The sequence below is a fragment of the Paenibacillus oryziterrae genome (genome assembly GCF_042610485.1).
Taxonomy (GTDB): Bacteria; Bacillota; Bacilli; order Paenibacillales; family Paenibacillaceae; genus Paenibacillus_AQ.
Genome location: NZ_JBGJZO010000005.1, coordinates 162,387 through 187,964 on the forward strand (window position 1 = coordinate 162,387; position 25,578 = coordinate 187,964).

Annotated in this window: 18 protein-coding genes, 1 tRNA gene and 1 other annotated feature; of the genes, 13 read left to right on the top strand and 6 right to left on the bottom strand. The window is 48.5% G+C overall.

The window, feature by feature from the left end; genetic code table 11:
* Window positions 1-391 precede the first annotated feature (391 nt).
* A complete protein-coding gene (locus ACAN55_RS08415; RefSeq protein ID WP_379130752.1) occupies window positions 392-2,254 on the bottom strand; it encodes an arginine--tRNA ligase in 1,863 nt (620 codons plus the stop codon).
* A 39-nt stretch (window positions 2,255-2,293) separates the two neighbouring features.
* Window positions 2,294-2,513 (bottom strand) — a binding site (T-box leader).
* Between the two features lie 122 nt (window positions 2,514-2,635).
* Window positions 2,636-5,902: a DEAD/DEAH box helicase gene (locus tag ACAN55_RS08420; protein WP_379130755.1), complete on the bottom strand. Its 3,267-nt coding sequence runs from the start codon at window positions 5,900-5,902 to the stop codon at window positions 2,636-2,638.
* Window positions 5,903-6,246: 344 nt separating this feature from the next.
* Here ACAN55_RS08420 and ACAN55_RS08425 point away from each other — a divergent pair, with 344 nt between their 5' ends.
* Both ACAN55_RS08425 and ACAN55_RS08430 read left to right on the top strand, forming a co-directional pair.
* Window positions 6,247-7,080: a sulfite exporter TauE/SafE family protein gene (locus ACAN55_RS08425; RefSeq protein WP_379130757.1), complete on the top strand. Its 834-nt coding sequence runs from the start codon at window positions 6,247-6,249 to the stop codon at window positions 7,078-7,080.
* A complete protein-coding gene (locus ACAN55_RS08430; protein ID WP_379130760.1) occupies window positions 7,080-7,457 on the top strand; it encodes a DUF1634 domain-containing protein in 378 nt (125 codons plus the stop codon). Before ACAN55_RS08425 ends, ACAN55_RS08430 begins: the two co-directional genes overlap by 1 nt.
* A gap of 88 nt (window positions 7,458-7,545) precedes the next feature.
* On the opposite strand, the gene ACAN55_RS08435 is transcribed toward ACAN55_RS08430, so the two are convergent.
* The 3 genes from ACAN55_RS08435 to ACAN55_RS08445 are packed head-to-tail and all read right to left on the bottom strand — an operon-like array spanning window position 7,546 to window position 10,064.
* Window positions 7,546-8,247, bottom strand: coding sequence for a TetR/AcrR family transcriptional regulator (locus ACAN55_RS08435; protein ID WP_379130762.1), 702 nt, complete (start codon window positions 8,245-8,247; stop codon window positions 7,546-7,548).
* A 57-nt stretch (window positions 8,248-8,304) separates the two neighbouring features.
* On the bottom strand, window positions 8,305-9,336 hold the full coding sequence (locus tag ACAN55_RS08440; RefSeq protein WP_379130764.1) for an ABC transporter permease: 1,032 nt from the start codon (window positions 9,334-9,336) through the stop codon (window positions 8,305-8,307).
* The gene (locus ACAN55_RS08445; protein WP_379130910.1) at window positions 9,333-10,064 is read right to left on the bottom strand and encodes an ABC transporter ATP-binding protein; all 732 of its coding nucleotides are present in this window, start codon (window positions 10,062-10,064) and stop codon (window positions 9,333-9,335) included. Before ACAN55_RS08445 ends, ACAN55_RS08440 begins: the two co-directional genes overlap by 4 nt.
* A 185-nt stretch (window positions 10,065-10,249) precedes the next feature.
* On the opposite strand from ACAN55_RS08445, the gene ACAN55_RS08450 reads away from it, so the two are divergent.
* From ACAN55_RS08450 to ACAN55_RS08470, 5 genes are all read left to right on the top strand, one after another.
* Window positions 10,250-11,689: a TolB family protein gene (locus ACAN55_RS08450; protein ID WP_379130766.1), complete on the top strand. Its 1,440-nt coding sequence runs from the start codon at window positions 10,250-10,252 to the stop codon at window positions 11,687-11,689.
* A 68-nt stretch (window positions 11,690-11,757) separates the two neighbouring features.
* Window positions 11,758-12,615 carry a phosphate ABC transporter substrate-binding protein gene (locus ACAN55_RS08455; RefSeq protein ID WP_379130768.1) on the top strand — a complete coding sequence of 286 codons (858 nt, stop codon included), beginning with the start codon at window positions 11,758-11,760 and terminating at the stop codon, window positions 12,613-12,615.
* An 83-nt stretch (window positions 12,616-12,698) separates the two neighbouring features.
* On the top strand, window positions 12,699-13,646 hold the full coding sequence (gene pstC, locus ACAN55_RS08460; RefSeq protein WP_379130770.1) for a phosphate ABC transporter permease subunit PstC: 948 nt from the start codon (window positions 12,699-12,701) through the stop codon (window positions 13,644-13,646).
* Window positions 13,643-14,524, top strand: coding sequence for a phosphate ABC transporter permease PstA (gene pstA / locus ACAN55_RS08465; RefSeq protein ID WP_379130773.1), 882 nt, complete (start codon window positions 13,643-13,645; stop codon window positions 14,522-14,524). Before pstC ends, pstA begins: the two co-directional genes overlap by 4 nt.
* Window positions 14,525-14,718: 194 nt before the next feature.
* Window positions 14,719-16,584 carry a flagellar assembly protein A gene (locus ACAN55_RS08470; RefSeq protein ID WP_379130775.1) on the top strand — a complete coding sequence of 622 codons (1,866 nt, stop codon included), beginning with the start codon at window positions 14,719-14,721 and terminating at the stop codon, window positions 16,582-16,584.
* An 877-nt stretch (window positions 16,585-17,461) separates the two neighbouring features.
* On the opposite strand, the gene ACAN55_RS08475 is transcribed toward ACAN55_RS08470, so the two are convergent.
* Window positions 17,462-17,535, bottom strand: a tRNA-Arg gene (locus ACAN55_RS08475).
* A 313-nt stretch (window positions 17,536-17,848) separates the two neighbouring features.
* On the opposite strand from ACAN55_RS08475, the gene ACAN55_RS08480 reads away from it, so the two are divergent.
* The 6 genes from ACAN55_RS08480 (at window position 17,849) to lonB (ending at window position 25,526) form a co-directional block, all read left to right on the top strand.
* Window positions 17,849-18,766 (top strand): hypothetical protein, encoded by a 918-nt coding sequence (locus ACAN55_RS08480; protein ID WP_379130777.1) that lies wholly within the window; start codon window positions 17,849-17,851, stop codon window positions 18,764-18,766.
* A 128-nt stretch (window positions 18,767-18,894) separates the two neighbouring features.
* Window positions 18,895-20,217 carry a trigger factor gene (tig, locus tag ACAN55_RS08485; protein WP_379130780.1) on the top strand — a complete coding sequence of 441 codons (1,323 nt, stop codon included), beginning with the start codon at window positions 18,895-18,897 and terminating at the stop codon, window positions 20,215-20,217.
* Window positions 20,218-20,491: 274 nt separating this feature from the next.
* A complete protein-coding gene (gene clpP, locus ACAN55_RS08490; RefSeq protein WP_379130783.1) occupies window positions 20,492-21,082 on the top strand; it encodes an ATP-dependent Clp endopeptidase proteolytic subunit ClpP in 591 nt (196 codons plus the stop codon).
* Window positions 21,083-21,094: 12 nt separating this feature from the next.
* On the top strand, window positions 21,095-22,351 hold the full coding sequence (gene clpX / locus ACAN55_RS08495) for an ATP-dependent Clp protease ATP-binding subunit ClpX (RefSeq protein WP_379130785.1): 1,257 nt from the start codon (window positions 21,095-21,097) through the stop codon (window positions 22,349-22,351).
* Window positions 22,352-22,459: 108 nt separating this feature from the next.
* A complete protein-coding gene (gene ispG, locus ACAN55_RS08500) occupies window positions 22,460-23,611 on the top strand; it encodes a flavodoxin-dependent (E)-4-hydroxy-3-methylbut-2-enyl-diphosphate synthase (protein ID WP_379130788.1) in 1,152 nt (383 codons plus the stop codon).
* Window positions 23,612-23,816: 205 nt separating this feature from the next.
* Window positions 23,817-25,526: an ATP-dependent protease LonB gene (gene lonB, locus ACAN55_RS08505; RefSeq protein WP_379130791.1), complete on the top strand. Its 1,710-nt coding sequence runs from the start codon at window positions 23,817-23,819 to the stop codon at window positions 25,524-25,526.
* The last annotated feature ends 52 nt before the right edge of the window (window positions 25,527-25,578 follow it).

Here is a 25,578-nt window from a genome sequence, read left to right on the forward strand (position 1 = left end):
GTTCGTTGGAGCATAAGCATCGTTAGCAACTACTTCGCAATCCGCCCGAAAGGGCGGTATCCCTTCCGGGACGTCACACAAAGCCTTCCTTCGGGAAGGCTTTTGTGCGTTCCGGAGGGGGAGAACCCCCGCGGGTTCGTTGGAGCATAAGCATCGTTAGCAACTACTTCGCAATCCGCCCGAAAGGGCGGTATCCCTTCCGGGACGTCACACAAAGCCTTCCTTTCGGAAGGCTTTTGTGCGTTCCGGGGGAGAGAAACCCCGCGGGTTCGTTGGAGCATAAGCATCGTTAGCAACTACTTCGCAATCCGCCCGAAAGGGCGGTATCCCTTCCGGGACGTCACACAAAGCCTTCCTTTCGGAAGGCTTTGTGCGTTCCGGAGGGAACAGTCTACATCCGGTCCGGCAGCGGCAGACCAAGCACCTGGAGCGCATCACCCAGAGTTTCAGAGAATGTATATGTCAGCCAGATCCTGAAATCCACGCTTTCGGACTTCCCTTTGAGAATCGGACATTGGGAATAGAAATGATTGAACAAGGAGGCAAGTGTAAAAGCATAATTGCAGATTGAGCCTGGCGTCAGTTCTTTGCCTGCCAAAAAGAGCGTATCCTGCCATGTGCTTAAATGTCTTAAAAGCGCAGCTTCTGCTTTATCCAGTTCCTGCGGGAATAACGGGAGTTTGGTATGTCCGGGAAAATCTGTTTTAGTCAATACACTTTTCGCACGCGCATAGGTATACAGTAAATACACACCCGTGTTCCCGGATATTTCTGTAGCCTGTCTGAAATCAAAAATAATTTCGGTTCCCAGATTGAACCGGAGCAGATAGTAGCGGATGGCCGCAGTAGCGATCAGCCGGCTGGATAGCCCGCTTTTATCAGGACGTGTATCTTCAATAACCTGTTCCATGAGCTGCACGAGATCGGTTACTTTAACGCCTATACCTTGCCGCCCCGACATGGCATAGGAGCTTTTGCCGTCAGAGGTATCAATGCCTAGTTCTGCGGCGGAAGCTGGACTCAGCGAAACCACACCATAGCTTACATGGTTCAGTTGCTCTGCCTGACAAGTATATCCAAGCGCTCCTAAGGCCATCTTCACCATCTGCTGGGGGTATTCCTGTCTGTAATCAATGACATTAATAACCTTATCCGCCTGGCCAAAAGCCTGCTTAAGCCCTTCCTTTCCTGTAGTCCATAAGCCCGCTGTGAATTCGTTGTACAAAAAGTCTTTATCCAGCAGTCCGAATTTCCATAGATGATAAGCGATATCCTTGGCGGTATACGTTAAAATGCCATTCGACCGTACCAGCACTTTATCCGCGTTGTGCTCATCAGTATCTGTTTCTCCACGGGTCTCTGTGACCGCCTGTTTCAGCACCCAGCAGCCAGCCAGCTTTCCTTCCTGTTCCTGCACAAACACAGGTAATTGCTGCAGCAGCTCAAAAGCAGATTCCCAAAATCCTTCCCTTACGATGCTGCTCTCCCATACCAGCAGATCATAATTGATACCAAATCCTTTCATTTCCTCGACATGCTCTTTTACGATTCTTTCGGCGACAAGGGTCCCGAGCCAGGCTTCGTTGCCGCCGCCGTTTTCAAGCCCATGAAGAATATCTACACGCTTGACGGTCATACCCGGATCTGCCGCGTACACCTTATTGACACTGGAATAAAGGTCCCAGCAATAATCGCCAAAACGTTCATGTTCACCCTGAAGGTCCACATGCAGCAGCCCAACTACCGTGTCAGCCAGTTGATTGCCCAAATCGTCAATATAATTATGAACCTCTACGTCATACCCCGTTCTTTTCAAAATCTGCACCAGTGTGTCTCCGATACAAGAATTTCTCAGATGGCCTATGTGCATCGATTTGTTCGGGTTCACTGAAGTATGCTCGATAACGATTTTTTCTCCGGAATGATCCGGCAGTTCGAAGGTGCTCTCGGCCCATACCCGCCAGTTCACGAACAGATTGATAAACCCAGGAGCCGCAACTTCAACCTTTTGAATAAGGCCGCCGATCAATCCCTTCTGCTGAAGCTCAGACTGAATCAGACCAGCGACAACTAGGGGGGACTTGCGAATAGATTTCGCGAGCTGCATGGCGATGCTGCTGGAATAATCACCATTTTCGGCATTAGCCGGCTGTTCGATAAGCACTCTAATATTGCTGATTTCCGGGATGTCCAGATTCGTCAGTACGGTATGCACGCTTTGCTCTAATTGGTTTCTAATCCGTTGACCGATCATTGAAAAGACCTCCTTTAAAATGCAAAAAAGCCCCGTCTCCAAAGAGACGAGGCTGCTAACGCTCGCGGTACCACTCTCGTTGCTAAACGGGGAAGCTTAGCCACTCTACGGGTTAACGGCCCTCTGCCGGAGCTTCCTACTGAGGTTCAGAAGCCCATCTCCCGGGTGCGCTTCACTGCGTTGGTCCGTACCGGCTTTCACTCTTCCGGCTCGCTGTAGACTGGATCCCCGCAATTACTCTCCCGATCATCGATTGTATATATTTTTTCTAGTATAGCTAATTTTACGGAGAAATCAATAGCAGCCCGAATCTCTTAATAGTTGTTCTAGTAAAAAGATTCCACCCGCACTCCTTATGTCCACACCGTCAGTCCTACACCGTTATATACCTAGAATCTCCCTGATATCCTGCTCGGTTAAGCTGGATAAGGCTTCCTGACCCGGCTGGATCACTTCATCGATCAGATTGATCTTCTTCTGCTGCAGCTCGAACATTTTATCCTCGACAGTGCCACGGGTGACAAGGCGGATCACCTGCACGACATTTTTCTGCCCGATCCGGTGGGCCCGGTCCGCAGCCTGTTGTTCGACGGCAGGATTCCACCACAAATCGTAGAGAATTACCGTGTCCGCTCCGGTCAGATTTAGTCCGGTTCCGCCCGCTTTTAACGAGATAAGGAACAGGTCACGTTCACCTGCATTAAATTGGTTGCACAGTTCCACCCTCTTAGGGGCAGGTGTCTGTCCGTCCAGATAGAAATAAGGAATATCCTGAAGTGTGAGTTCCTGTCCGATCAATTCCAACATTCCGGTGAATTGTGAAAAAACAAGCATCCTTTTACCCGCACTGCGGCATTCCTCAATAATCTCCAGCAGCTGTTCCATTTTCGCTGAACTGCCCGTATATCCTTCTACGAACAAAGAAGGATGGCAGCATAGTTGGCGAAGACGGGTCAGGCCGGCCAGGATTTTGATCCGGTTGCTCCCTGCATCCTCGCTGTTTAAATGGCGGAGTGCTTCCTTTTTAAGTCTGGCAAGATAAGCTACGTACAGCTTCTTCTGTTCCGGAAGCAGTTCGGAAGCTTGAAGCGATTCGATCTTGTCCGGAAGTTCCTTCAGGACATCCCGCTTCAGTCTGCGCAGCAGGAAGGGACGGATTTTTCGGGCGACCGTTTCTCTCGGCAGATCGTGGAATTCTTTTTTGCCGGGAAGCAGGTTAGGAAATACAACGCCATAGATAGACCAGATATCTTCAAGGGCGTTTTCTACCGGTGTCCCGGTTAGGGCAAAGCGATAGCGGGCCTGGAGTAATTTGACGGATTGGGCCGTTTGTGTGACGTGGTTCTTGATCGTCTGCGCTTCGTCCAGAATAAGTGTATGGAACAATTTCTTGGCATATATTGCGATATCCCGCCGGAGCAGGGGATAAGAAGTAATGATGATATCTGCCCTTGCGGCATTCTGAAGAATCTTTCCCCGGTCCGCAGCGCTTCCGTCGGCAATAACCGCCTTAATCTCAGGTGTGAACTTGTGCAGCTCGTTTAGCCAGTTATAGACCACAGAAGCAGGCGCCACAATAAGCGCGGGAACGCCATCTTTCCGGATGGCCGGAAGCTCAGAGAGCAGGAAGGCGATACTCTGCATTGTTTTTCCCAGGCCCATATCATCCGCCAGAATCCCTCCAAACCGGTAATTCGCCAAAGTCTTCATCCACTGGAAGCCATACTCCTGATAGTCCCTGAGCACAGGGGCAAGGCTGTCCGGCACAGGGAAATCCAACCGGCCCGGATCCTGCATGTTATCGAGAAGTCTGCGCAGGCTTTTGCCGATGGTTACGGCATCCCCTCTTGCAGCATCGGCTGCCAGATGTAATCCCCGGGACAGAGGCAGAGAAAACTGCTTGCCGGTGATCTCGTTTCTATGGATGCCTACTTCATTCATGAACGAGATGATTTCCAGGAATTCTTCCGTATCCAGAGGCAGGAGCGCCCCATCCGGAAGCCGATAGTATCTGCGTTTTTCCTGGAGGGATTTCAGGACCTTCTGGATTTCGGATTCGGGAATACCGACGATGTCGAATTTGAATTCCAGCCAGTCTGTTTTCTCGTTCCAGCTCAGGGTAGCTGTCGGAGGAGATGAACCTTTATAGAATCGTGCTTTTACAGCAGTGGTCGCATAAACATCAAGATGTGGTTCAAGTAGCGGAACCGTATGGTACAGGAAGTCATATTCGGCGTCTTCGCCGCTCAAATAATATCCGCCTTCCGTCTGTACGATGGTGTCTTGCTCCATCAGATCCAGAATCCGTCGCTCCTTGTCTGTATCCCGCACAAGAATTAACGAATTTTCACGTGACTGTCTTTTCTCGTCGAGAGGATTGATCACAATATCACCATATTGGAACTCAAGTCCAGCCAGTAGCCGGTCCTTCAAACGGTCGAGATAGAGCCGCGCCGTCAATGGAGATTGAATGATACGCTTAGAAATACTGTCCGATATCGTGACATGCCCGATCTGTTTAAGACCGGGAACCACCTTATCCATAAAAGATTCCATCTGCTCAGGCATGATGCCGATGCCATCCCTACGGGAATTCTCCAGCATAGCCTGCACTCCGGCAAGACGCCTGCAATCTTCTTGCGGCAGTTTCAGCAGTTGACCATCGGATACAATAAATCCGTAATCCGTCATGATTACCATGGCGTCCAATCCCTCAACATCCAGATGATATCCAGCTTCTGCATACTCGGCAGACTTAAGCTGAAAGCGGACCGGAGGTTTCTTCGCAGTCACCTGAATACCTTCAACCCATTTATCACCTTGCTGTATATAAGTAAGAGGTGCCCTAGTAAGCGCCGGGAGTAAAGAATCCCAGAAATACGGAGGCACCGGCAGCAACCGCTCACCTCCTGGTACAGCAGATCCGAAGTTGGCGCCGAAGCTGTAACGGTACATTTGCTCGTTGACTACGATTTCGATCAGCTTCTGGAGTATGTCATTGTCCTCTTTAGCAAAGCTGTGCATGGAAGGTTCATAGACAAATTGCTTAGAGAATTCATAGGCTTCCCCGCGCTGGACACTCAGGAGGAAGGCACGGATTTTAGGCACAATGTAGGAGCGTTTCAGCCCGATTTTGAATTCTATGCCAAACATGCGGTTACCGGATTCTAATGTAAAAGGCTTGCAAGTCCATGCCACAGAAAGGGGTTCCCGATTATCGACAAAAGTTCCGGTCCCGCTGGGACGCGGCCGGCTGGTTCCGAACATGCCCAGCATACCGTCTACCAGGTGTTGATCGCGTGAAAAGCCTGCATTAGAGCTAGCAGTCTGGCCTTCTCCTTTTTCACTGTTCTGCAGGTCGAGAACGGTAATCAGGAGAGCTGCAATATGGGTGCAGAAAGGACCTCCCTGATAATAGTCAGGACACGTGCAGGCGGCCCTTACATCTCCATCGCTATCGATCACAGCCCGAACATTGTAGCAGCTCTCCCCCAGGACATCGGCTTCGTAACGCGAAGGTTCAGAAATCTCATCCGTATCGGCATACAGCACTGTTACTCTTCCGGCCTGATAATAAGCGAGGCCTTTGTCAAAAGCAATGTTGCCGCACAGCAGCTTAATAACCCTTTCCGAGACACTGAAGCCCATAACATGACCCATCCTTTAATTTATAATCTCATGTACATCCGGCTTGTATAGCGTTTTATCAGCACCTGTAACTCTATACATTAACGCCGGAAGCATGTAAAGCTTGTCCTCATGTAATTCTCCATTTCCTGATCATCGGCAGACTCTTTTGGTTCAACACTATAATGATCTCGCTCAATGGGGGGTGGAGAATACTAAATCAATATAGCACTTCTAATGGGTAAGTCAATTCCGGAGCCCGTTGACAAAATGCCGGGATAGGCATAGTATTTTGAACGGAAAAGCGCAGGGACAACATCTTGTGCGGATACGCAATTGACAATCATGAAGCGGAGAATGAAATTATGGCACTTACAACATTAAGTATCTTTTTAATCGCTATTTCAGCGGGAATCATCGGTTCCGTTTTGGGGCTGGGCGGGGGGATTATCGTTACTCCTGCATTAACGCTGCTCTTCGGGGTAGATATTAAATTTGCGATCGGGGCAAGCCTGATTTCCGTAATCGCTACATCGAGCGGAGCGGCAGTTGCGTATATCCGGGATAAAATCACGAATGTGCGTGCCGGAATGTTCCTGGAGATAGCTACAACGACCGGGGCGATAACCGGAGCATTCCTGGGCGGAATATTTGCCCCGCAGGTTTTGTATATCGTCTTCGCTGTCTTGCTGCTCTATTCGGCACTGAACATGCTCAAGAACCGAAACAGCGAGCTGCCGGAGGGTGTAGAGATGCATCCGGCATCACAGAAGCTGAAGCTCGCGGGAAGTTATTATGATAAGGCCCATAAACGGGAGATTTCCTATAATGTAGGAAATGTTTATGGAGGTTTTGGCGTGATGTACGGAGCGGGTGTGATTTCGGGTCTGCTCGGCATTGGGAGCGGAAGTTTCAAGGTGATGGCGATGGATATGTTTATGAAGCTGCCAATGAAAGTTTCGACGGCGACCAGCAATTTTATGATGGGTGTCACAGCGGCGGCGAGCGCGGGAATATATATGCTGCGCGGTGATATTGACCCGGTAATCTCGGCTCCTGTAGCTTTGGGCGTTCTTCTCGGAGCTACGCTTGGATCAAAGATTATGCAGCGCCTCAAGAATCAGACGATCCGTAAGCTATTTATACCGGTGCTGATTTATGTAGCGGTGCAAATGATCGTACAGGGAGTGAGATTATAATGGAGGGTGTAAAAGAAACCGCGGTTAGCCGGATTGGCGAAGTGGAGCTCATCGTGAGCAAGGTGCTGCGGATTGGCGTATTGATCAGTGCCTCGGTTATTCTGTTAGGCCTGCTGAAGCTGCTGGTGACCGGAGTAGGAGGATATCCTGAAGGGACGTATCCGGTAACGCTCGGCGGGATGCTACAAGGAGTGGCTGATTTCAAGGCTGTAGCCATTATGCAGAGCGGATTATTCCTGCTTATCTTAACCCCGGTGCTGCGGGTCGCTTCGTCTCTGGTGGTCTTCCTTAAAGAAAAAGACTATTTATATGTAGGAATTACATTAATCGTCTTCTGTATTCTCATTATTAGCTTCCTGCTGGGCAAGGCTGCTTAATTAACAAAGGGTGTTTCCCAAGCCGTTCGAAGCGGCTGCAGGAACACCCTATTTTTAATGGAAATACAAGAAACGATACTGCGATAATTTATTTAAGGCGTTCAATCCCTGGAGCACTGATGCCGTGCATAATGAACTGTATGGTAAGCTCAATTTCCTTCTCGTCATCCCAGTCCTTCTCGGGCAGCAGCAGCAGCCGGGCAAGTAGGAAGCCGACAATGGAGGAAACGGAGAAGCGGATGACGGCAGACGTCGGTACATCGATAACCGCACCTTTTTCCTTAAAATGCTCGACAATCTCCTCGACCCTCTCCACCACTTTGCTAAGTATGTGCTCCATAAAATGTTCCCGCAGTACAGGCTGGAAAGGGATCTCCTGAATCAGGATCTTGATGATTTTAAAGTTCTTGCGGGCAAATTCAAGCCGGTTAATCGTAAAGGCACGCAGGAAGTCCTCGTAGCTGTCAAAAGGCATTTCCAGAATCCCGTTGAAGTTCCTCATAACGAAAGGGGCAATCATCCGGCTCATGGTGGGTCCGATGATCGACAGCAGCAGGTCTTTTTTCGTTTTGTAGTATCGGAATATAGTCCCTTCTGCGACGCCGGCCTTCTGGGCGATTTCACTTGTAGCCGCAGCTGAGAATCCTTTTTCGGAAAAAACCTCGATTGCCGCCTGCATGATGGACATCTGCTTTTCGGTCATTTTCTCTTCTTTGCCGATGGATATAAGCTCTTCGATCCATGCATCTTCTGTATTCTTATCGTATTTATTCACATGTTGCTCGGCCATACGGCAACCCTCCAGACATCTTTCTGCTCTGTTATATTACCACAGCCCGAGACAAGTTTACATTTTGCGGTGCTTTCTCAGGGCCAGTACGTTCAGCATCATAAACAGCAGGGAGAAGCCAATTAACACGTAGACATTGAGTGCAATGGCATCCCAGCCTTTGCCGCGAACCATAACATTCGTTAGTGCCTCGGCCCCATAATATAGAGGTGTCGCCAGACCAACCCGTTGCAGCCACAGCGGTAAGGTGTCCATCGGGAACAGGCCGCTGAGGAAGATCTGTGGAACAATAATCAGCGGGATGAACTGGATCATCTGCAGCTCATTAGCTGCGAATGCGGACAGTAAGGTTCCCAGAGTAAGGGCCGTCATGGACAATAGCAACGTCATTAGCAGTACATAACCGAAGCTTCCGGTCATTAGGATACCAAGCACCTGAATGGAGAACCAGGAGATCAATAATGCCTGAAATACGGTGAAGATCCCGAAACCGCAGACATAGCCGATTACAATCTCCCATCTCTTTAGAGGTGTAGACAGCAAGCGTTCCAATGTACCCGTTGTTCGTTCGCGCAGGAAGGATACACCGGCAATCAGGAAGACGAAGAAGAAGACGAAAACTCCGATCATAATAGGGCCAAAACGGTCGATGGTCTTCATATCCGCAGATCCATAAAGATAGTCGATGACCGGCTGAACCTTACCTTGGGAAGAGGGGATAAGATCCTGAGAGGCCTGTTCAAGCGTCTGCATAACTGCGCGGTTCGCCGTCGGGTTGCTGCCTTCCAGCAGGACTTTCGGCGAAACTCCGTCCATCGTGATTAGGGCATCAATATCCCCGTTCTGCAAGGCTTTAGAACCAAGCTCAGCCGTGGAATAATCCGTTACGTTAGCGTCATAGCTTTCGAGCGATGCGGTAAGTTTAGCTGCTCCTCCGGACACGCCAATGTTCGGTTCATAAGCATTACCATTAAAGACGAGGCTCATTAGACTCAGGACTAGCAGGGGAGCGATGAACATCAGCGCCATCGTTCTTTTATCATGAATAAATTGCTGAAGGATACGAAGGGTAATAGCCCGGATTCTCATGAACGTACACCTCCATAATATAGAAAGGCCTCTTCAATCGAAGTTGTCCCTGTAGCCTGTAATAATCCCTGCGGAGTATCCACTGCTAGAAGTTTGCCGTCCCGGATCATAGCAAGCCGGTCACATTTCTCCGCTTCATCCATTACATGTGTAGTCAGCACAATCGTAGTTCCTCTCTTATTGAGTGCTCTCAGCTCATCCCAGATGGATTTGCGAAGTACCGGATCAATCCCGACAGTCGGTTCGTCCAGAATCAAGAGCGGAGGTTCGTGCAGCAGGGCAATGGCCAGTGAGAGGCGGCGTTTCATTCCTCCTGAGTATTGACCGACACCTTTACGTAAATGATCCTGCAGATTTACAAGCTCCATGACTTCCTGAATCCGTTGTGTCCGCTTAGCCCCCTTTAAACCATACAGGGATGCGAAAAACTCCAAGTTTTCTTTAGCGCTAAGCTCGGTGTACAGTGCATCCGACTGTGCCATGTAACCCATTTGCTGAAGCATAGCCAGTTTGGGGATTTGGACTCCCAGAACATGGATCTCACCTGAGGAAGCAACATCAATACCTGTCAGAAGCTTAACGAGTGTTGTTTTGCCGGAGCCAGAGGGGCCCAGAATGCCAAAGGTTTCAGCTTGTTCTACTTGAAGCGAAATTTGATCTAGTACTACTTTGCTGCCAAATGATTTGCCGACATGATCTGCCTTAATGACCGGAGCAGCGTTTATCATCATAATCTCCTCGATTCTTAAAATGAGTGAGTACTCACTCATAATATAACGTATTTTATCCTTAATGTAAATAAATCCGCATAAAAATAATAAGTTAATATTTCCATTACATTCCTCTGCAACGCCTTTGACAATTGTAGCTGAAAATAAGAGAAGCAGTTACCTAGATGAAAAGGGTGAATATATTGAAAAACAGTAAATGGTTAAGCACAGCTTTGGCTTCCGCACTTCTCGTTACAGCAGGAGCAGCCAGTGCATCAGCAGCAAGTGTTAGTGGCAGTGCGAAAACTTCGGCTAACAGTAAAACAACGATATCTGCTGTTGCAATCAAGGAAGGTTCCGTTTCTTGGACAGTTAACGGAGCATCCGCCACCTTCAATACCATTGACAGCGGCGGTTACAAGTTGTATTCGCTGAGCCAGGTAGCGGGCAAACTGGGAGCTTCCTTAACAGTTGGAGCAACCGGCATCGAACTGAGCGATATCAGAGGATTACATACCCTTCAATTAAAAATAGGCTCCAAAAGCTTTCAGGCAGACGGTGTTCAAGGAACCTTCACTGTAGCGCCAGTAGTATATAAAGGTAAAACGTATGTTGAGCTGACCAAGCTGGTGAACGGCCTTGGTGGTGAAGTGCAAGTGAAGCCTAATGCCATCACAAACCCTGCTCGACTTGCCGGTGAATTCGATACCCTCCACTGGACTGCCGATGGCAGCATCATTGCGAACCGTGAGGATTCCGAGGCTCTGCAGCTTGTCAAATTCACTACAACTCCGGGTTACTATGATACATTCTCAACCGACGCACGTGCTGTTGATTTCACAGTATCTCCAGACCAACAATGGGGCGCTTTCACCGATGATACAGGTCATCTGAATCTCATTGATCTCTCCTCCGGTATCATTAAGGTTCTTGGCAGCGACACTTCGGTAAAGACTGACCTTGTATGGTCCCAGGACGGAACAATAATTTACTTCGTCCAAGGAGACAAGCAAGAGAAAATTTCACAAATTGCGGTTGCCAGCGGGACGGTAACTGAGTTGCTGGTTGACAAAGTAGAGAATAAATCCGACTTGCGGATTTCCGCTGACGGCAAAACAGCAGTATATATTGTCAATGTAACCGGGGTTGCTAAAAATGATGCTGATAGCACAGAGGATTCCCTGTCTGTTGACTTCAGTAAGGCAGGCGGACAACTCTTTAAGCTGGATCTTGCCACTAAGGATGCGAAACCGGCAGCATTGACTACCCTTGCGGATAACAAGCTGTATCCGGAAATCCTGGCAGACAACAGCGTGGTATACCTGAGTGCTGATCCAGATGGTAAGGTCCTCAACACATTGAAGACTGTAAAAACGGATGGAACACTCGCTGACTGGAGTCTTGATATCGAGGTGGTCTGGTCCGCAAAAGTTAGCAGCGGCCTGGTTGTTGCTGGCACAGCTACTGACGGCAGCACACGGATTTATGCCCTTACACCAGCTGGAGTGAAAACAGAACTGTACCGCACTACAACGGGCATCGATGAAATCGCAGTATCCCAGGACGGCAGCAAATTGGCGGTAGTTATTGAAGGTAAGCTTTCGGTCATCCAGAATGCCAAAGCTGTACAGCTTTCGAAATAAGAACGTTCCTAAACAACGGATATACCATTACAAAAATACGGCACGACAGCCGAGAGGAGATTCATTAAATGAATATTTTTAGAAAATTCACGGTAACAGCACTCACAGCCGTTATCGCAGCAACAGCTTCGTTTGCGGGGTTTGCAGCAGCAGCGGATTCATTAAGCGGTAAAATTACGGTCAATGGCTCAACGGCACTTCTGCCGTTGACGCTTCAAGCCGCTAAAGAATTTCAAAAGCTTCATCCAAAAGTGAAAATCGCCGCTTCCGGTAAGGGTTCCGTTACTGGGCCGCAAGCCGTAAAGAAAGGGATTGCTGACATTGGTGCTTGCGACTGGGATGCGAGCATTGACGTTCCAGGCTTCAAAGCTTTTGATGGTCAGGTTGCGAATAAAGTGGCTGTCATTCCTTTTGCAACAATCGTTAACAAGAACGTAGGTGTAGACAACTTGACTACTGAGCAGCTTAGAGGCATCTTCTCCGGCAAAATCACGAACTGGAAAGAGGTAGGCGGTTCGGATGCCGATATCGTTGTCATTACCCGCGCATTTGGATCCGGTACCCGCGTTAACTACCAGGCTAAAGCCCTTGGCGGCGGCGATATCGTGAAGAAAGAGAAGAACTATAAAGAAACCGGATCGAGCGGTGATATGAAGACTGCTGTAAGCACAACTCCGAACTCCATCGGATACATTGACCTTGTATATGTTAGCGGTGATGTGAAAGCCGTGAAATTCAATGGTGTTGCTGCTACTACGGATAATGTTATTAACGGAACATACAAGATCTGGGCATACGGTTACTTTATGACTAAAGGCCAGCCAACAGGTGCAACTAAAGAATTTATCTCTTATATCCAAAGCAAGAAGTTCCAACAAGGTTCACTGAAAAAGCTTAAATTCATTCCGATTTCGGCTATGAAATAATACAGCTATCCAATTCTATACTGAACGGCAGCAGCGGCCAGTCCCGGATTCTAAGGGAGTGGCCGCTCACAGGAGGGAAAGTCATGGGGTCACCGGTTCACAGTCTGGCAGCCCGGGCGAACGGGAGTGCCAAAGAAGATTTGGCAGCTCAGAAGCGCCATAAGCGGCACATGGCCGGCAACATTTTTTTCAGATATTATTTCTTGTTCAGTATCTTGGCGCTTTGTTTTGTGCTGGGTCTCGTAATTTTATTCATCGGTAAAACAGCGCTGCTTCTCTTTGCTCATATTTCTCCGGCAGAATTCTTCCTTTCTTTTAACTGGACGCCGGAAGAAGAGGCCTTCGGAGCCGCAGCCTTCATTGTAAATACATTGTCATTGACCGCACTTACGTTGCTCATTTCGGTTCCGATATCCGTAGGAATGGCAGTATTATGTGCCGAGATTGCTCCGAAATGGATGAAGAATATTATCCGTCCGGTACTGGATTTGCTGGTAGGCATTCCTTCCATCGTTTATGGCTATCTCGGGCTTACGGTACTGCTACCTTTTCTCCGCAGAGTCAGTGGAGAAGGTCTGGGAGACGGAGTGCTGGCGGCTGCACTTATCCTGGCACTGATGGTGCTTCCAACCATTACACGTATCAGTGATGATGCACTGGTTGCGGTTCCTCGCAAATACCGCGATGCCGCTTATGCGCTGGGATCCACCCGGCTGCAGGTTACGATGCGGGTGGTTTTGCCTGCAGCCAGCAGAGGTGTAATCTCCGCTATCATTCTCGGGATGACCCGGGCTATCGGCGAGACGATGGCTGTAGTGATGGTTATCGGTAATACTCCGCAGCTTGCAAAAACGCTGTTCACACCTTCCTCGGTATTGACCAGCAATATCGTAATGCAGATTTCCAATGTGGAATTTGATTCTACCTGGAACTATGCCTTGCATATGATGGCTTTCTTGCTGCTGTTAATCTCGTTTGTGTTGATTGTGATCATACGTATTTTGGGAAGAAAGAGGAGAGATGCCTCATGAGCGGATTTACACGTACACGGCATACCGCACGTGCGAAACGTCGCGATAAATTAGCGAATATCGCCTTTTATGGACTCGGAGCCTTAGTCATGCTGCTTGTGTTTTGGTTGCTCTTTACCATATTGGCTAAAGGCCTGCCTCATATTCGGCCTGATTTTCTCATTAAGCAGCCTGAAGAGATCGATGAGGGTGGTGGGATTGGACCTGTTTTGTTCAATTCCTTCTATATTCTATTTATTTCATTGTTTGTTTCCATTCCTCTAGGAGTTGGAGCAGGCATTTACATGGCTGAATATGCACCTGACAATAAATTTACCAGCGGCTTGCGTATGGCGGTAGAAGCCCTTTCCTCGGTGCCTTCCATCGTGTTCGGGTTGCTCGGACTTGCGATATTTGCCGAGTATTTCGGGGTTGGTCTGACCATCCTCGGCGGGGGTGTGAGTCTAGCGATGCTTAACTTGCCGATGCTTGCTCGGGTCACTGAAGAAGCCGTGCGTGCTGTTCCTGATGAACTGAGAGAAGCGGGTCTTGCGCTGGGTACAACGAAGTTTCATGTCATCCGCAAAATTGTACTTCCGGCAGCTCTTCCAGCGATTATTACAGGTATTTGTCTTGTCGCAGGACGCGCATTCGGAGAATCCGCGGTAATTATCCTGACTGCAGGACTCAGCACGTCCGGAGAGATGTGGGATTTCAATTTATTCTCACCAGGTGAAACACTGGCTGTTCACTTGTGGTATGTGCAATCGGAGGCTATCGTTATGGACGCCCGGGAAATTGCCGATAAATCCGCTGCCGTGCTCGTATTCATCGTATTGTTCATTAACCTTGCGTTCCGCCTGCCTCTGTGGTTAGGCAAACGCAACCAAGGGCGTTGATCTATTCGCATTCAATGGCCCTGCATCATATAAACGGGGTATAAATAGAGGCAGATAGGGACGGGTTTTTCGTCCCGGTCGGCTTCTTTTTTTTATCAATTGGAGTGTGTATTCCGCCCTCAATCGTAATATGGTCTTTTTGTCTTTTTGGGATTAGAATATAGATAAGTACAAAAATAGGGAGGCGTAAGCCTATGCCTGATCGGATGTCGGAGAAAGAACTATATCTGCTCATTAATCAATTGAATATGGAACCCACGGCAGATGACTCCCAGGAATCTAGCACTTTTTTTATAGATGTGAATACTACTGATGATAATTACGGAAGAGTGTATGTCCGTGCCAATAAAATATTTGTCCTGAATCCTCCGCCCGGAGGCTCGTCTGCGGTTATTTCTGCCGTGCTTCCTGTTGTTATTTATGTTAATGATGAGAAAATTTCGGGTCCTACTGAGGTAACCAGCGATGACACCATCAACTGGGAGATCTCAGAGCCGCCTTTATACTCCATCACAGTTTCGGAGGACAAGCTTCAGGCGGTCTTTACACTGTATTCTTCCAAGCGGTTTGCCTGGAATCTTAATAACCACAGTCCGGCGGCTTGGCTGGAAGTGACGGCAACGATGAACACGGAAGTTGAGCATGGACAGCTGAGCTTAAATAAAATAATTACCGATTTTGAGAAGAAATCGATCACACAAAACCTGAACATTTCCGGTATTCATGCCGAACTGATGAATCCAACCTTTCACCCTTTTCCTGTGGCCATGGGGCGTGCCCCCGTACCGGGAGAGGATGCGCGGCTGGAAATCTATTTCGCAGAGACCATTGAAAGTGAGTTTAGTGAAATAGAAGGACAAGTTGACTACCGTAGCCATCTGAGGATTCCATCTGCCGTAAGAGGAGAGGTTATCGCCCGAAAGATCCCGCTTGTGGAGGGAATAACGGGTTATGATGTGTACGGTGAGGTTTTATATCCCGCGCAGCCTGTGGATATCATTATCATTGCCAAGAATCAAACCGTGCTGCTCGTCAACAACGAAATTCGTGCTCTTCGTGAAGGCAGACCGAGAATGACAGGAGACAAGATTAAGTATTTCGATATCTGCACCTCCTATATTGTTCCGGGCAATGTCAATATTAAGACGGGAAATATTGTCTTCTCAGGTGATATTTTGGTCCACGGCGATGTTGAGGATAACATGCTTATCGAATCGCTTGGTAACGTGTACGTCGCCGGTAACGTCCACAATTCTACGATTACGGCTACCGGCAGTATTCTGATCAAAGGTAATGCGACGAACAGCAAGCTGTATTCTGGATATTTTGGCGTTATGTATAACCGGATCTATAATGCGTCCGAGATTCTAATTGAAGAGCTTAAACAGCTGCAGAAAGCCGTGAGCATGCTGTCTCATGCTGTAGAAAACCGGAAGCAGTCGGTTAAATATGGTCATGCGGTTCTGCTGCTGCTGGAGAGCAAATTCAAGAAGATTCCACAGGTCACCAAAGAGCTGCTAACTGTGCTTACGCAGGTACAGGAGGGATTTCAGCATGATCTCGATAAAGTGATGCATGTTCTGAACGTCTTTCTTAATCCGGTATTGCTCGTTGATTACGTGAATGAGTCTTCATTAATCGGGTTTACCAATGCGCTGCAGGAGCTTCATTCCGGCGTGGCCCGGTTGCAGGAGGTCAAGGTTGAAGTGGCGATCGGCAAATGCCAGAACACCACGATCAAATCAAACGGTGACATTACAATCTACCGGAACGGAATTGTGCATAGTGATCTATTTTCTTCCGGTAATATCACGTTTGTCAGATCGACTTCGATGTGCCGAGGATCGCATCTGGAGGCTGGGGGGAAGATTTCGGCAGGTTTTGTCGGCGGGGAGAGCGGGGCACAGTCCTTTCTTAAGGCGAAACAGAGCGTAAGTGTCCGTAAAATGTATCTGGGCAAGGTCACCGTTGACCGATACACTACAGATATTGATGAACCAGTAGAGAACGTAGTTTTCGACCGTGACACCGTACAGAATATGGCGTTGAAAAGAACATAAAGCCTCGGTGCCCCTTGTCTGAAATTGAGCGCTTCGCGAACGGACTGTTGCTACAATCGCTTTTCCGCAATCGTCCGTCCGCTCCGCTGGTTTCAGAGGTAATCTTTTGGAAAATAACGGCAAAGACCAGCCAGTCTCCTCAAAGGTGACTGGCTGGTCTTTGCTTATAGTTCGTATCGATTTAAGTACTGTTTAAAGGACAGATTACTATTAGAAATATGCGTACAGAAATGATGTAATCCAGGGTCTCCATTATGTTGTCTATCTCAAGGTATAGGCATGAGCTATAAGGAGGTGATTCGACTTAGAGCGGTGCTCATTTGTTAGAACTATCGTGTTTCCTGCTTGTTATTGGGCTAGTCACTCTTGATTTTTCACGGGTCCCGCTGGATGCAGCGGAAGGGGCGGAACGATTGCGTAGAAGCGGTAGCGGTCGCCTCGAAAGCTTTCGGTAGGAAAGCTTGCATCGAAAGCATATGCTTGTCCGGATTTATACCTCTGGGTATAATTCAAAAAAATCCGGACACAACAGCGATCGAAGCAACGTTCCGTTCACGGAGCGGCCGCCCAGACCCTACTTACTTAAATCCTAATCCAACGAACCCAAGGACGTCCCGGAAGGGATACCGCCCTAAAGGGCGGATTGCGAAGTAGTTGCTAACGTAGCGTATGCTCCAACGAACCCAACGGGGGTTCTCCCCCCCGGAACGCACAAAAGCCTTCCCGAAGGAAGGCTTTGTGTGACGTCCCGGAAGGGATACCGCCCTTTCGGGCGGATTGCGAAGTAGTTGCTAACGTAGCGTATGCTCCAACGAACCCAACGGGGGTTCTCCCCCCGGAACGCACAAAAGCCTTCCCGAAGGAAGGCTTTGTGTGACGTCCCGGAAGGGATTCGAACCCCCGACCGTGCGCTTAGAAGGCGCATGCTCTATCCGGCTGAGCTACCGGGACATGATAGGATGACTGAAAAGCAAGCAAAAATTATGTTATCATACATAGAAAGCTTTTACAACCTGTTTTTTAAAATCAGGTAAAGGGTATGCTATACTGAGCAGGATTAATAATTGAACGAGATGGTTGCAAGGAGGTGCCCTCATTAAAAATATGAATTCCCCNAGGATGACTGAAAAGCAAGCAAAAATTATGTTATCATACATAGAAAGCTTTTACAACCTGTTTTTTAAAATCAGGTAAAGGGTATGCTATACTGAGCAGGATTAATAATTGAACGAGATGGTTGCAAGGAGGTGCCCTCATTAAAAATATGAATTCCCCTGCCAAAGAGAATATTGTGCTGTTTCCGAAGACACTCGATTATTACCAGATCCAGTTGACGGTTATGCTGGAAAGTGAACGATACGGGGAAGCTATGGAACTACTCCGCTTTTTACTCCAATGCCAGGGACAGGAAGAGCGGCACTATGCTGAATGGCAATCCCTGCTGGAGTGGCTAGAGGCAGCCTTCCCCTATGAGGCAGGTCAAGCAGGCACGGAAGCAATCCCTGCTGGAGATGATGAGGAGCAGAGTGAAATCGATATGGCGCGAATGCTGGCTCAGACGAAGCAGAATGATGATCCGGACTACGCGAACAGACTGCTTTTTAAAATTATGAACGAACCTCTCGCGGAGAGCACAGTGCTTGCTCTGGAGCAGCTATCTTACATTCAAGGTGAAGGTATTGACGAGGCCATTACGGCCTGGCTGGAGACAGGCAAAGCCCATCCGCTGCTGCAGTTCCGTGCACTGCAGACGCTCCGCAGGCGGGGGGCTCAGGGAACGGTCAAGTTGGAACGCGTCCTGAACATTGCCGTATGCGACATCGAAGATGTGCCGCTTCAGACCGAGGATTTTCCAGTCCAGGTGAATCAGGTGCTCGAGAGAGTGGCGATACAGGCAGAAGTTCATGAACCGACGTTGTATTATTTTGCTCAGGAGCTTTGGGCACAGTTTATTATGTCGATTTATGGTACGCCAGATTACCGCGCGCTTTTGACTGCAGACGACATGCTTCTTGATATTTGGGCGGGCTCGCTACATCAGATCGTATCGGAAAGCCTGAACGGTTCACGGAATGAGGAAGAGACGCGGGCGATGTATGGAATCACGGATACGATGCGGTTTCAATTTGAGCAGGCGTACCGTTCTCTGAAGGGATTTGTGCAGAACGGGCTTCAATACTGAGCCGGACAGCAATTACCGTTGTTAGCATACTTGATTAAAAAAGTAATGTTGTATATAATATAATGGTTATTCTGCGCGTGGAAATTGTACATTAACATGTGAACCTATCTTGGAGGGGAAAGTATATTATGAAAGCAACTTGGGAGAAAATAGAGAAGAACCTGGGCGTTCTTCAAGTAGAGGTTGAAGCTGAACGTGTAGCTGCAGCACTCGACAAAGCTTTTAATAAAGTAGTTAAGAAAGCAAACGTACCTGGCTTCCGTAAAGGTAAAGTGCCGCGGGCGATTTTTGAATCCCGTTTCGGTGTAGAAAGCCTGTATCAAGACGCTATCGACATTCTGCTTCCTGAAGTTTACGGCGAAGCTGTCGAAGAAGCTGACATTTTCCCGGTAGACCGTCCTGAAGTGGACGTTGAGCAATTTGCGAAAGGCCAACCGTTTATCTTCAAAGCGAAAATTACGGTTAAGCCTGAAGTGAAGCTTGGCGAATACAAAGGTCTGGAAGTTCCAGTACAAAAAGCAGAAGTTTCCGAGGAAGAACTGGCAGCAGAACTTTCCCGTCTGCAACAGCGTCATGCTGAGCTGGTAGTGATCGAAGACGAAACAGCAGTGAACGGCGATATCACAGTTATTGACTTTGATGGATCTGTTGATGGAGTACCATTCGAAGGCGGACAAGCTGAGCGTCATTCCCTTGAGCTGGGCAGCAACTCCTTCATCCCTGGCTTTGAAGAGCAGGTTGTAGGTATGGGCACAGGCGATTCTAAAGATGTAGAAGTGACTTTCCCTGAAACTTACCATGCAGAACATCTTGCAGGCAAAGCGGCTGTATTCAAAGTGAAATTGCATGAAATCAAACGTAAACAGCTTCCTGCATTGGATGATGAGTTCGCTAAAGATGTAAGCGAATTTGATACCTTGGAAGAATACAAATCGGACCTGAAACAACAGCTTGAAGCACGCAAATTGACGGAACTCAAAGGCGTTCGTGAGAATGCAGTCGTTGATTTAGCTGCTGCTAATGCTGAAGTGGATATTCCTGCAGCTATGATCGACAGCGAAGTACAAAACATGGTTCGTGATTTCGACAGCCGTCTGCGCCAACAAGGCATGAACATGGATATGTTCCTTAGCTTCTCCGGTCAAACCCGTGAAGATCTTCAGGACCAAATGAAAGGCGATGCTGAGAAGCGCGTCCGCAACAACCTGGTTCTGGAAGTTATTGCGAAACAGGAGAAAATCGAAGTTTCCGATGAAGAGATTGCAGAAGAGCTGGCTACTATGGCTGAAGCTTACAAACGCACTCCTGAGGAAATCCGCAGCATTCTTGCAGCTAACGGTTCCTTGAACAGCCTGAATGAAGAAATTTCCCTGCGCAAGACAATCGAATTCCTTGTTGAGAACAGCAAAGAAGTAGAAGCGCCTGCAGCAGAAGAAGTAAACGCAGAGTAATTCAACTTAGACTCACTAGAGTGGCCGGATTCGGTCTCCATATACATGAGATAAGGCACGGTATTTGTTACGTGCCTTATTTTTTGTAATATCCGATATTAGAACTTGTGAGTACCAAAGTTATATTTAGGGATTACATAGCAGGCGGTTATGAATCGATTGTTTTCGGGATATAATCAAGCTGTAAAGTGAAAAAATGACATAGGGCTTTGAACGTGTTAAAATATTTTTGAACAGGTAAGACTACTCTATATATAGAAAAGAGGTTGGTGACATGAGTCTGGTACCAATGGTTGTGGAATCCACAAATCGGGGAGAACGCTCATACGATATCTATTCCAGATTGCTGAAGGATCGCATCATATTCCTGAGCAATGCAATTGACGATGATGTCGCCAATCTGGTTATCGCCCAACTGCTGTTTTTAGCGGCAGATGACCCCGAAAAGGACATTCACTTGTACATCAACTCGCCAGGTGGTTCTGTAACAGCCGGCATGGGTATATATGATACAATGCAATACATTAAACCGGATGTTTCCACCATTTGTGTGGGGATGGCAGCGAGTATGGGGTCACTGTTGCTTACGGCAGGCGCACCGGGTAAACGATATGCTCTCACGAACAGTGAGGTAATGATTCATCAACCGCTCGGCGGCGTTCAAGGCCAGGCATCCGATATCTGGATTCACACGGATTGGATCCTCAAAACAAAACAGAAGCTGAATCAGATTTATGTGGATCGCACAGGTCAGCCCCTTGACAAAATCGAACGGGATACAGACCGCGATAATTTCATGAGCGCGGAAGAAGCGAAGGCGTACGGCCTGATTGACGAGGTTCTCACTTCACCGATCAAATCTTAAAGGGGTGGCTACATGTTTAAATTTAATGATGAAAAAGGGCAATTAAAGTGTTCCTTTTGCGGCAAATCACAGGAGCAGGTACGCAAGTTAGTTGCGGGACCGGGCGTTTATATATGCGACGAGTGCATAGAACTGTGTACGGAAATCGTGGAAGAGGAGCTCGGCCATGAGGAAGAGCTGGATCTGAAAGATATTCCGAAGCCGAAGGAAATCCGGGATATTCTTGATCAATATGTAATTGGTCAGGAGCAAGCTAAGAAATCACTGTCTGTAGCTGTATATAACCACTACAAACGGGTGAATAGCCACAGTAAAATCGAAGATGTAGAGCTGACAAAGAGCAACATCCTTCTGCTCGGTCCTACAGGCTCCGGTAAAACACTACTGGCACAAACCATGGCCAAGATTATCAATGTTCCTTTCGCCATTGCGGATGCGACTTCCCTAACGGAAGCCGGTTACGTGGGTGAGGATGTTGAGAATATTCTGCTGAAGCTGATTCAGGCGGCTGATTATGACGTGGAGAAAGCAGAACGCGGCATTATCTATATTGATGAGATTGATAAAGTAGCGCGCAAATCAGAGAATCCTTCAATTACCCGCGACGTATCCGGTGAAGGTGTACAGCAGGCATTACTGAAGATTCTGGAAGGAACGGTGGCTTCCGTGCCTCCGCAAGGCGGACGTAAGCACCCTCATCAGGAATTTATTCAGATTGATACCACGAATATCTTGTTTATCGTGGGCGGTGCCTTTGATGGGCTGGAGCAAATGATCAAACGCCGTATCGGCAAAAAAGTCATCGGCTTCAATTCGGCAGTAGAAGGCCAGAAGGATTTGAAGACTGGCGAATACCTGTCCATGGTATTGCCTGAGGATTTGCTTAAATTCGGATTGATTCCTGAATTTGTCGGTCGTCTGCCGATCATTTCCACGTTGGAGCCGCTAGATGAGAAGACGCTGGTGCGCATTCTTTCAGAACCTAAGAACGCGCTCACCAAACAGTACGTGAAGCTGCTGGAGATGGACAATGTAGCGCTTAAATTTGAGCCGCTTGCACTTGAAGCCATTGCCAAGGAAGCGATCAAACGCAACACGGGTGCACGTGGACTTCGTGCGATTATCGAGAGCATTATGCTCGATGTCATGTATGAAGTGCCTTCGCGAGATGATATCAAGGATTGTGTCATTACCGAGAAGGTTGTTCAAGAGAAAGCATTGCCTGAATTGAAGCTCAAGAAAGACAAGAAACAAGAGGAAAGCGCGTAAGCCGGCGTTCCTTAACAATACAAGTCATCGTCTCCACCTTTCTTCCGCACATCCCGTTGCTTAGCGGGGGCGAAGGGGTGGAGCTTTGGCGTTATGGGGGAGAAAGCCATGTTCTTGAGACACCAGACCCGTCCTGTCAATGTGGGCGGACTCATTATTGGGGGAAACAACGAGGTTGCCATTCAAAGCATGTGTACAACCAAAACAGCCGATGTCGAGGCTACCGTAGCTGAAATACTGCGGCTGGAAGAAGCCGGCTGTCAGCTGGTACGTGTGACCGTCAACAATGAAGAAGCTGCTGCAGCCATCAAGGAGATCAAGAAGCAGATTCACATTCCGCTCGTGGCTGATATCCACTTCAATTATAAGCTCGCGTTAATTGCGATAGAGAACGGCATTGATAAAGTACGGATTAATCCGGGCAATATTGGCCGGCGCGAGAAGGTAGAGGCGGTAGTCAAAGCCTGTAAAGAGAAAGGTATTCCTATTCGGATCGGTGTGAATGCGGGTTCGCTGGAGAATCATCTTCTAGAGAAATACGGCTATCCGACGCCGGAGGCTATGGTTGAAAGTGCACTGTTTCATATAGGCATACTGGAAGAACTGGATTTTCATGATATCATCGTATCTCTAAAGGCTTCCGATGTTCCCATGGCAATTGAAGCTTACCGTCAAGCGGCGGAAGTTATCCCTTATCCACTGCATCTGGGTATTACCGAGTCGGGCACCTTGTTCGCCGGAACCGTCAAGAGCTCGGCGGGTATTGGCGCTTTACTGTCGATGGGTATTGGCAGCACGCTCCGTATATCGCTTAGTGCCGATCCGGTAGAAGAAGTTAAAGTAGCGCGTGAGCTGCTGAAGACATTTGGCCTAATCTCCAATGCGGCTACACTAATCTCCTGCCCTACCTGCGGACGGCTTGATATTGATCTCTTCTCCATCGCCAATGAGGTAGAGGAATATATTTCGAAGCTTAAGGTGCCGATCAAGGTATCTGTACTTGGATGTGCGGTTAACGGCCCTGGTGAAGCGCGCGAGGCCGATATCGGGATTGCCGGAGCACGTGGCGAAGGGCTATTGTTCCGCTACGGTAAGATGATCCGCAAGGTTCCTGAAGCTGATCTGGTCAATGAGCTGAAGAAGGAGATCGACGCGATAGTAGTTGCTTACGAAGCTACGGGAGAGATTCCTGGACGCAGCCATGCGAATCTGGCCCCACCAGTACAGACAGCAACTTCAGGAAAAGGCAATCTGGCATAATACTAATCTGTTTCTGCACGAGTTCCGGTAAGTTTATGGACATCCCCGGCTTTTATCAGACGGGGATGTTTTTGTATGTATAGAGCTATAAGCAAGTCTCAAGTAAAATCCGTTCTACTGCGTTTATTGATGATTGAAAAGGCTATACTACCTAGTAGCAGTTCGTTGCCTTGAGAAAGAGTCAATAGAAACAGGAGGATGCCTTATGGAGTTAAGCATAATAGTAATGGTCGTGCAGCTCTTTTTCGCGCTGGTTATCGGCGTATATTTCTGGAATTTGCTGCGGGGCCAGAAGACCAATAAAACGGCGGTAGACCGGGAATCGCGCAAGGAGCTGGACAAGCTTCGTAAAATGCGGATGATTTCACTGACCAAGCCGCTATCCGAGAAGACGCGCCCTGCTTCCATTGGTGATATTGTCGGTCAGAAGGACGGACTCCGGGCTTTAAAGGCGGCGCTTTGCAGTGCCAATCCGCAGCACGTAATTATTTATGGGCCGCCCGGTGTTGGTAAAACCGCAGCGGCGCGTGTTGTGATGGAGGAAGCGAAGAGGAATCCGCAGTCCCCTTTTAAAAGTGATGCGAAATTCACGGAGATTGATGCTACTACTGCGCGTTTTGATGAGCGGGGGATTGCCGATCCGCTGATTGGTTCGGTTCACGATCCGATTTATCAGGGAGCGGGTGCAATGGGTGTGGCAGGAGTTCCACAGCCAAAGCCTGGGGCGGTCACTAAAGCTCATGGCGGTATTTTGTTCCTCGATGAAATTGGTGAGCTTCACCCCATTCAGATGAACAAACTCCTGAAGGTACTTGAAGACCGAAAGGTGCTGCTGGAGAGCGCTTATTATAACTCGGAGGATAACAATACGCCTGCGTATATCCATGATATTTTTCAAAATGGTCTTCCGGCGGATTTTCGTCTGGTAGGTGCCACGACGCGCTCCCCGGATGAAATCTCTCCTGCTCTGCGGTCTCGCTGCATGGAGATTTATTTTCGGCCGCTGCTGCCGGATGAAATTGAGGTTATCAGCCGGGATGCAATCCAAAAGATCGGCCTGAAACCGAGTCCGGAAGCGGTTAACATTGTGAAACAGTATGCTACCAACGGTAGAGAAGCGGTTAATATGATTCAGCTAGCGGCTGGTCTGGCCTTAACGGAGCAACGGGATGTATTGAATGCCGCTGATGTAGAATGGGTGGCAGGCAGCAGCCAGCTGCCGTTGCGAACGGAACGAAGAATTCCTTCAGTTCCGCAGGTGGGTTTGGTAAATGGGCTTGCGGTGTCCGGTCCGGGCATGGGAACCCTGCTTGAAATCGAAGTCACTGCTGCGCCTGCCGCTGGCAGCCAGGGCAGGTTGAACATTACAGGCGTTGTAGATGAAGAAGAAATTGGCGGCGGATCCCGGACCATCCGGCGTAAAAGCATGGCCCGTGGGTCGGTAGAGAATGTGCTGACCGTACTGCGAACCATGAATCTCGCGCCGGATCGTTATGATCTTCATGTCAATTTTCCCGGGGGCACACCTGTGGACGGTCCTTCAGCCGGTGTTGCCATGGCCGTTGCGATCGTCTCGGCTATTCGTGGACTTCCGGTAGACAATACGGTTGCTATAACGGGAGAGATAGGCATCCATGGACGAGTCAAACCAGTCGGTGGTGTAATCGCCAAGGTTGAAGCTGCTTTTCAGGCTGGGGCAACCACTGTGCTGATTCCAAAAGATAACTGGCAATCGTTATTTGCGGACCTCGCGCCGCTGCGCGTAATTCCGATAGAGACGGTTGAAGAGGTCTTCCGCCATCTCTTTGGTGCTCAGACTGCAGATGTGAGACTGCCGGCGGTATCGGGTGAGACGTTCTCTCCCTCAACTTCTTTGCTGAAAGCAGATGCTGCCGGTGAGGGAGCAAATCTATAATTCCTCTGAATTAGTCTCCTCAGAGAGGAACATCCTATATAAAAGCTGTCCA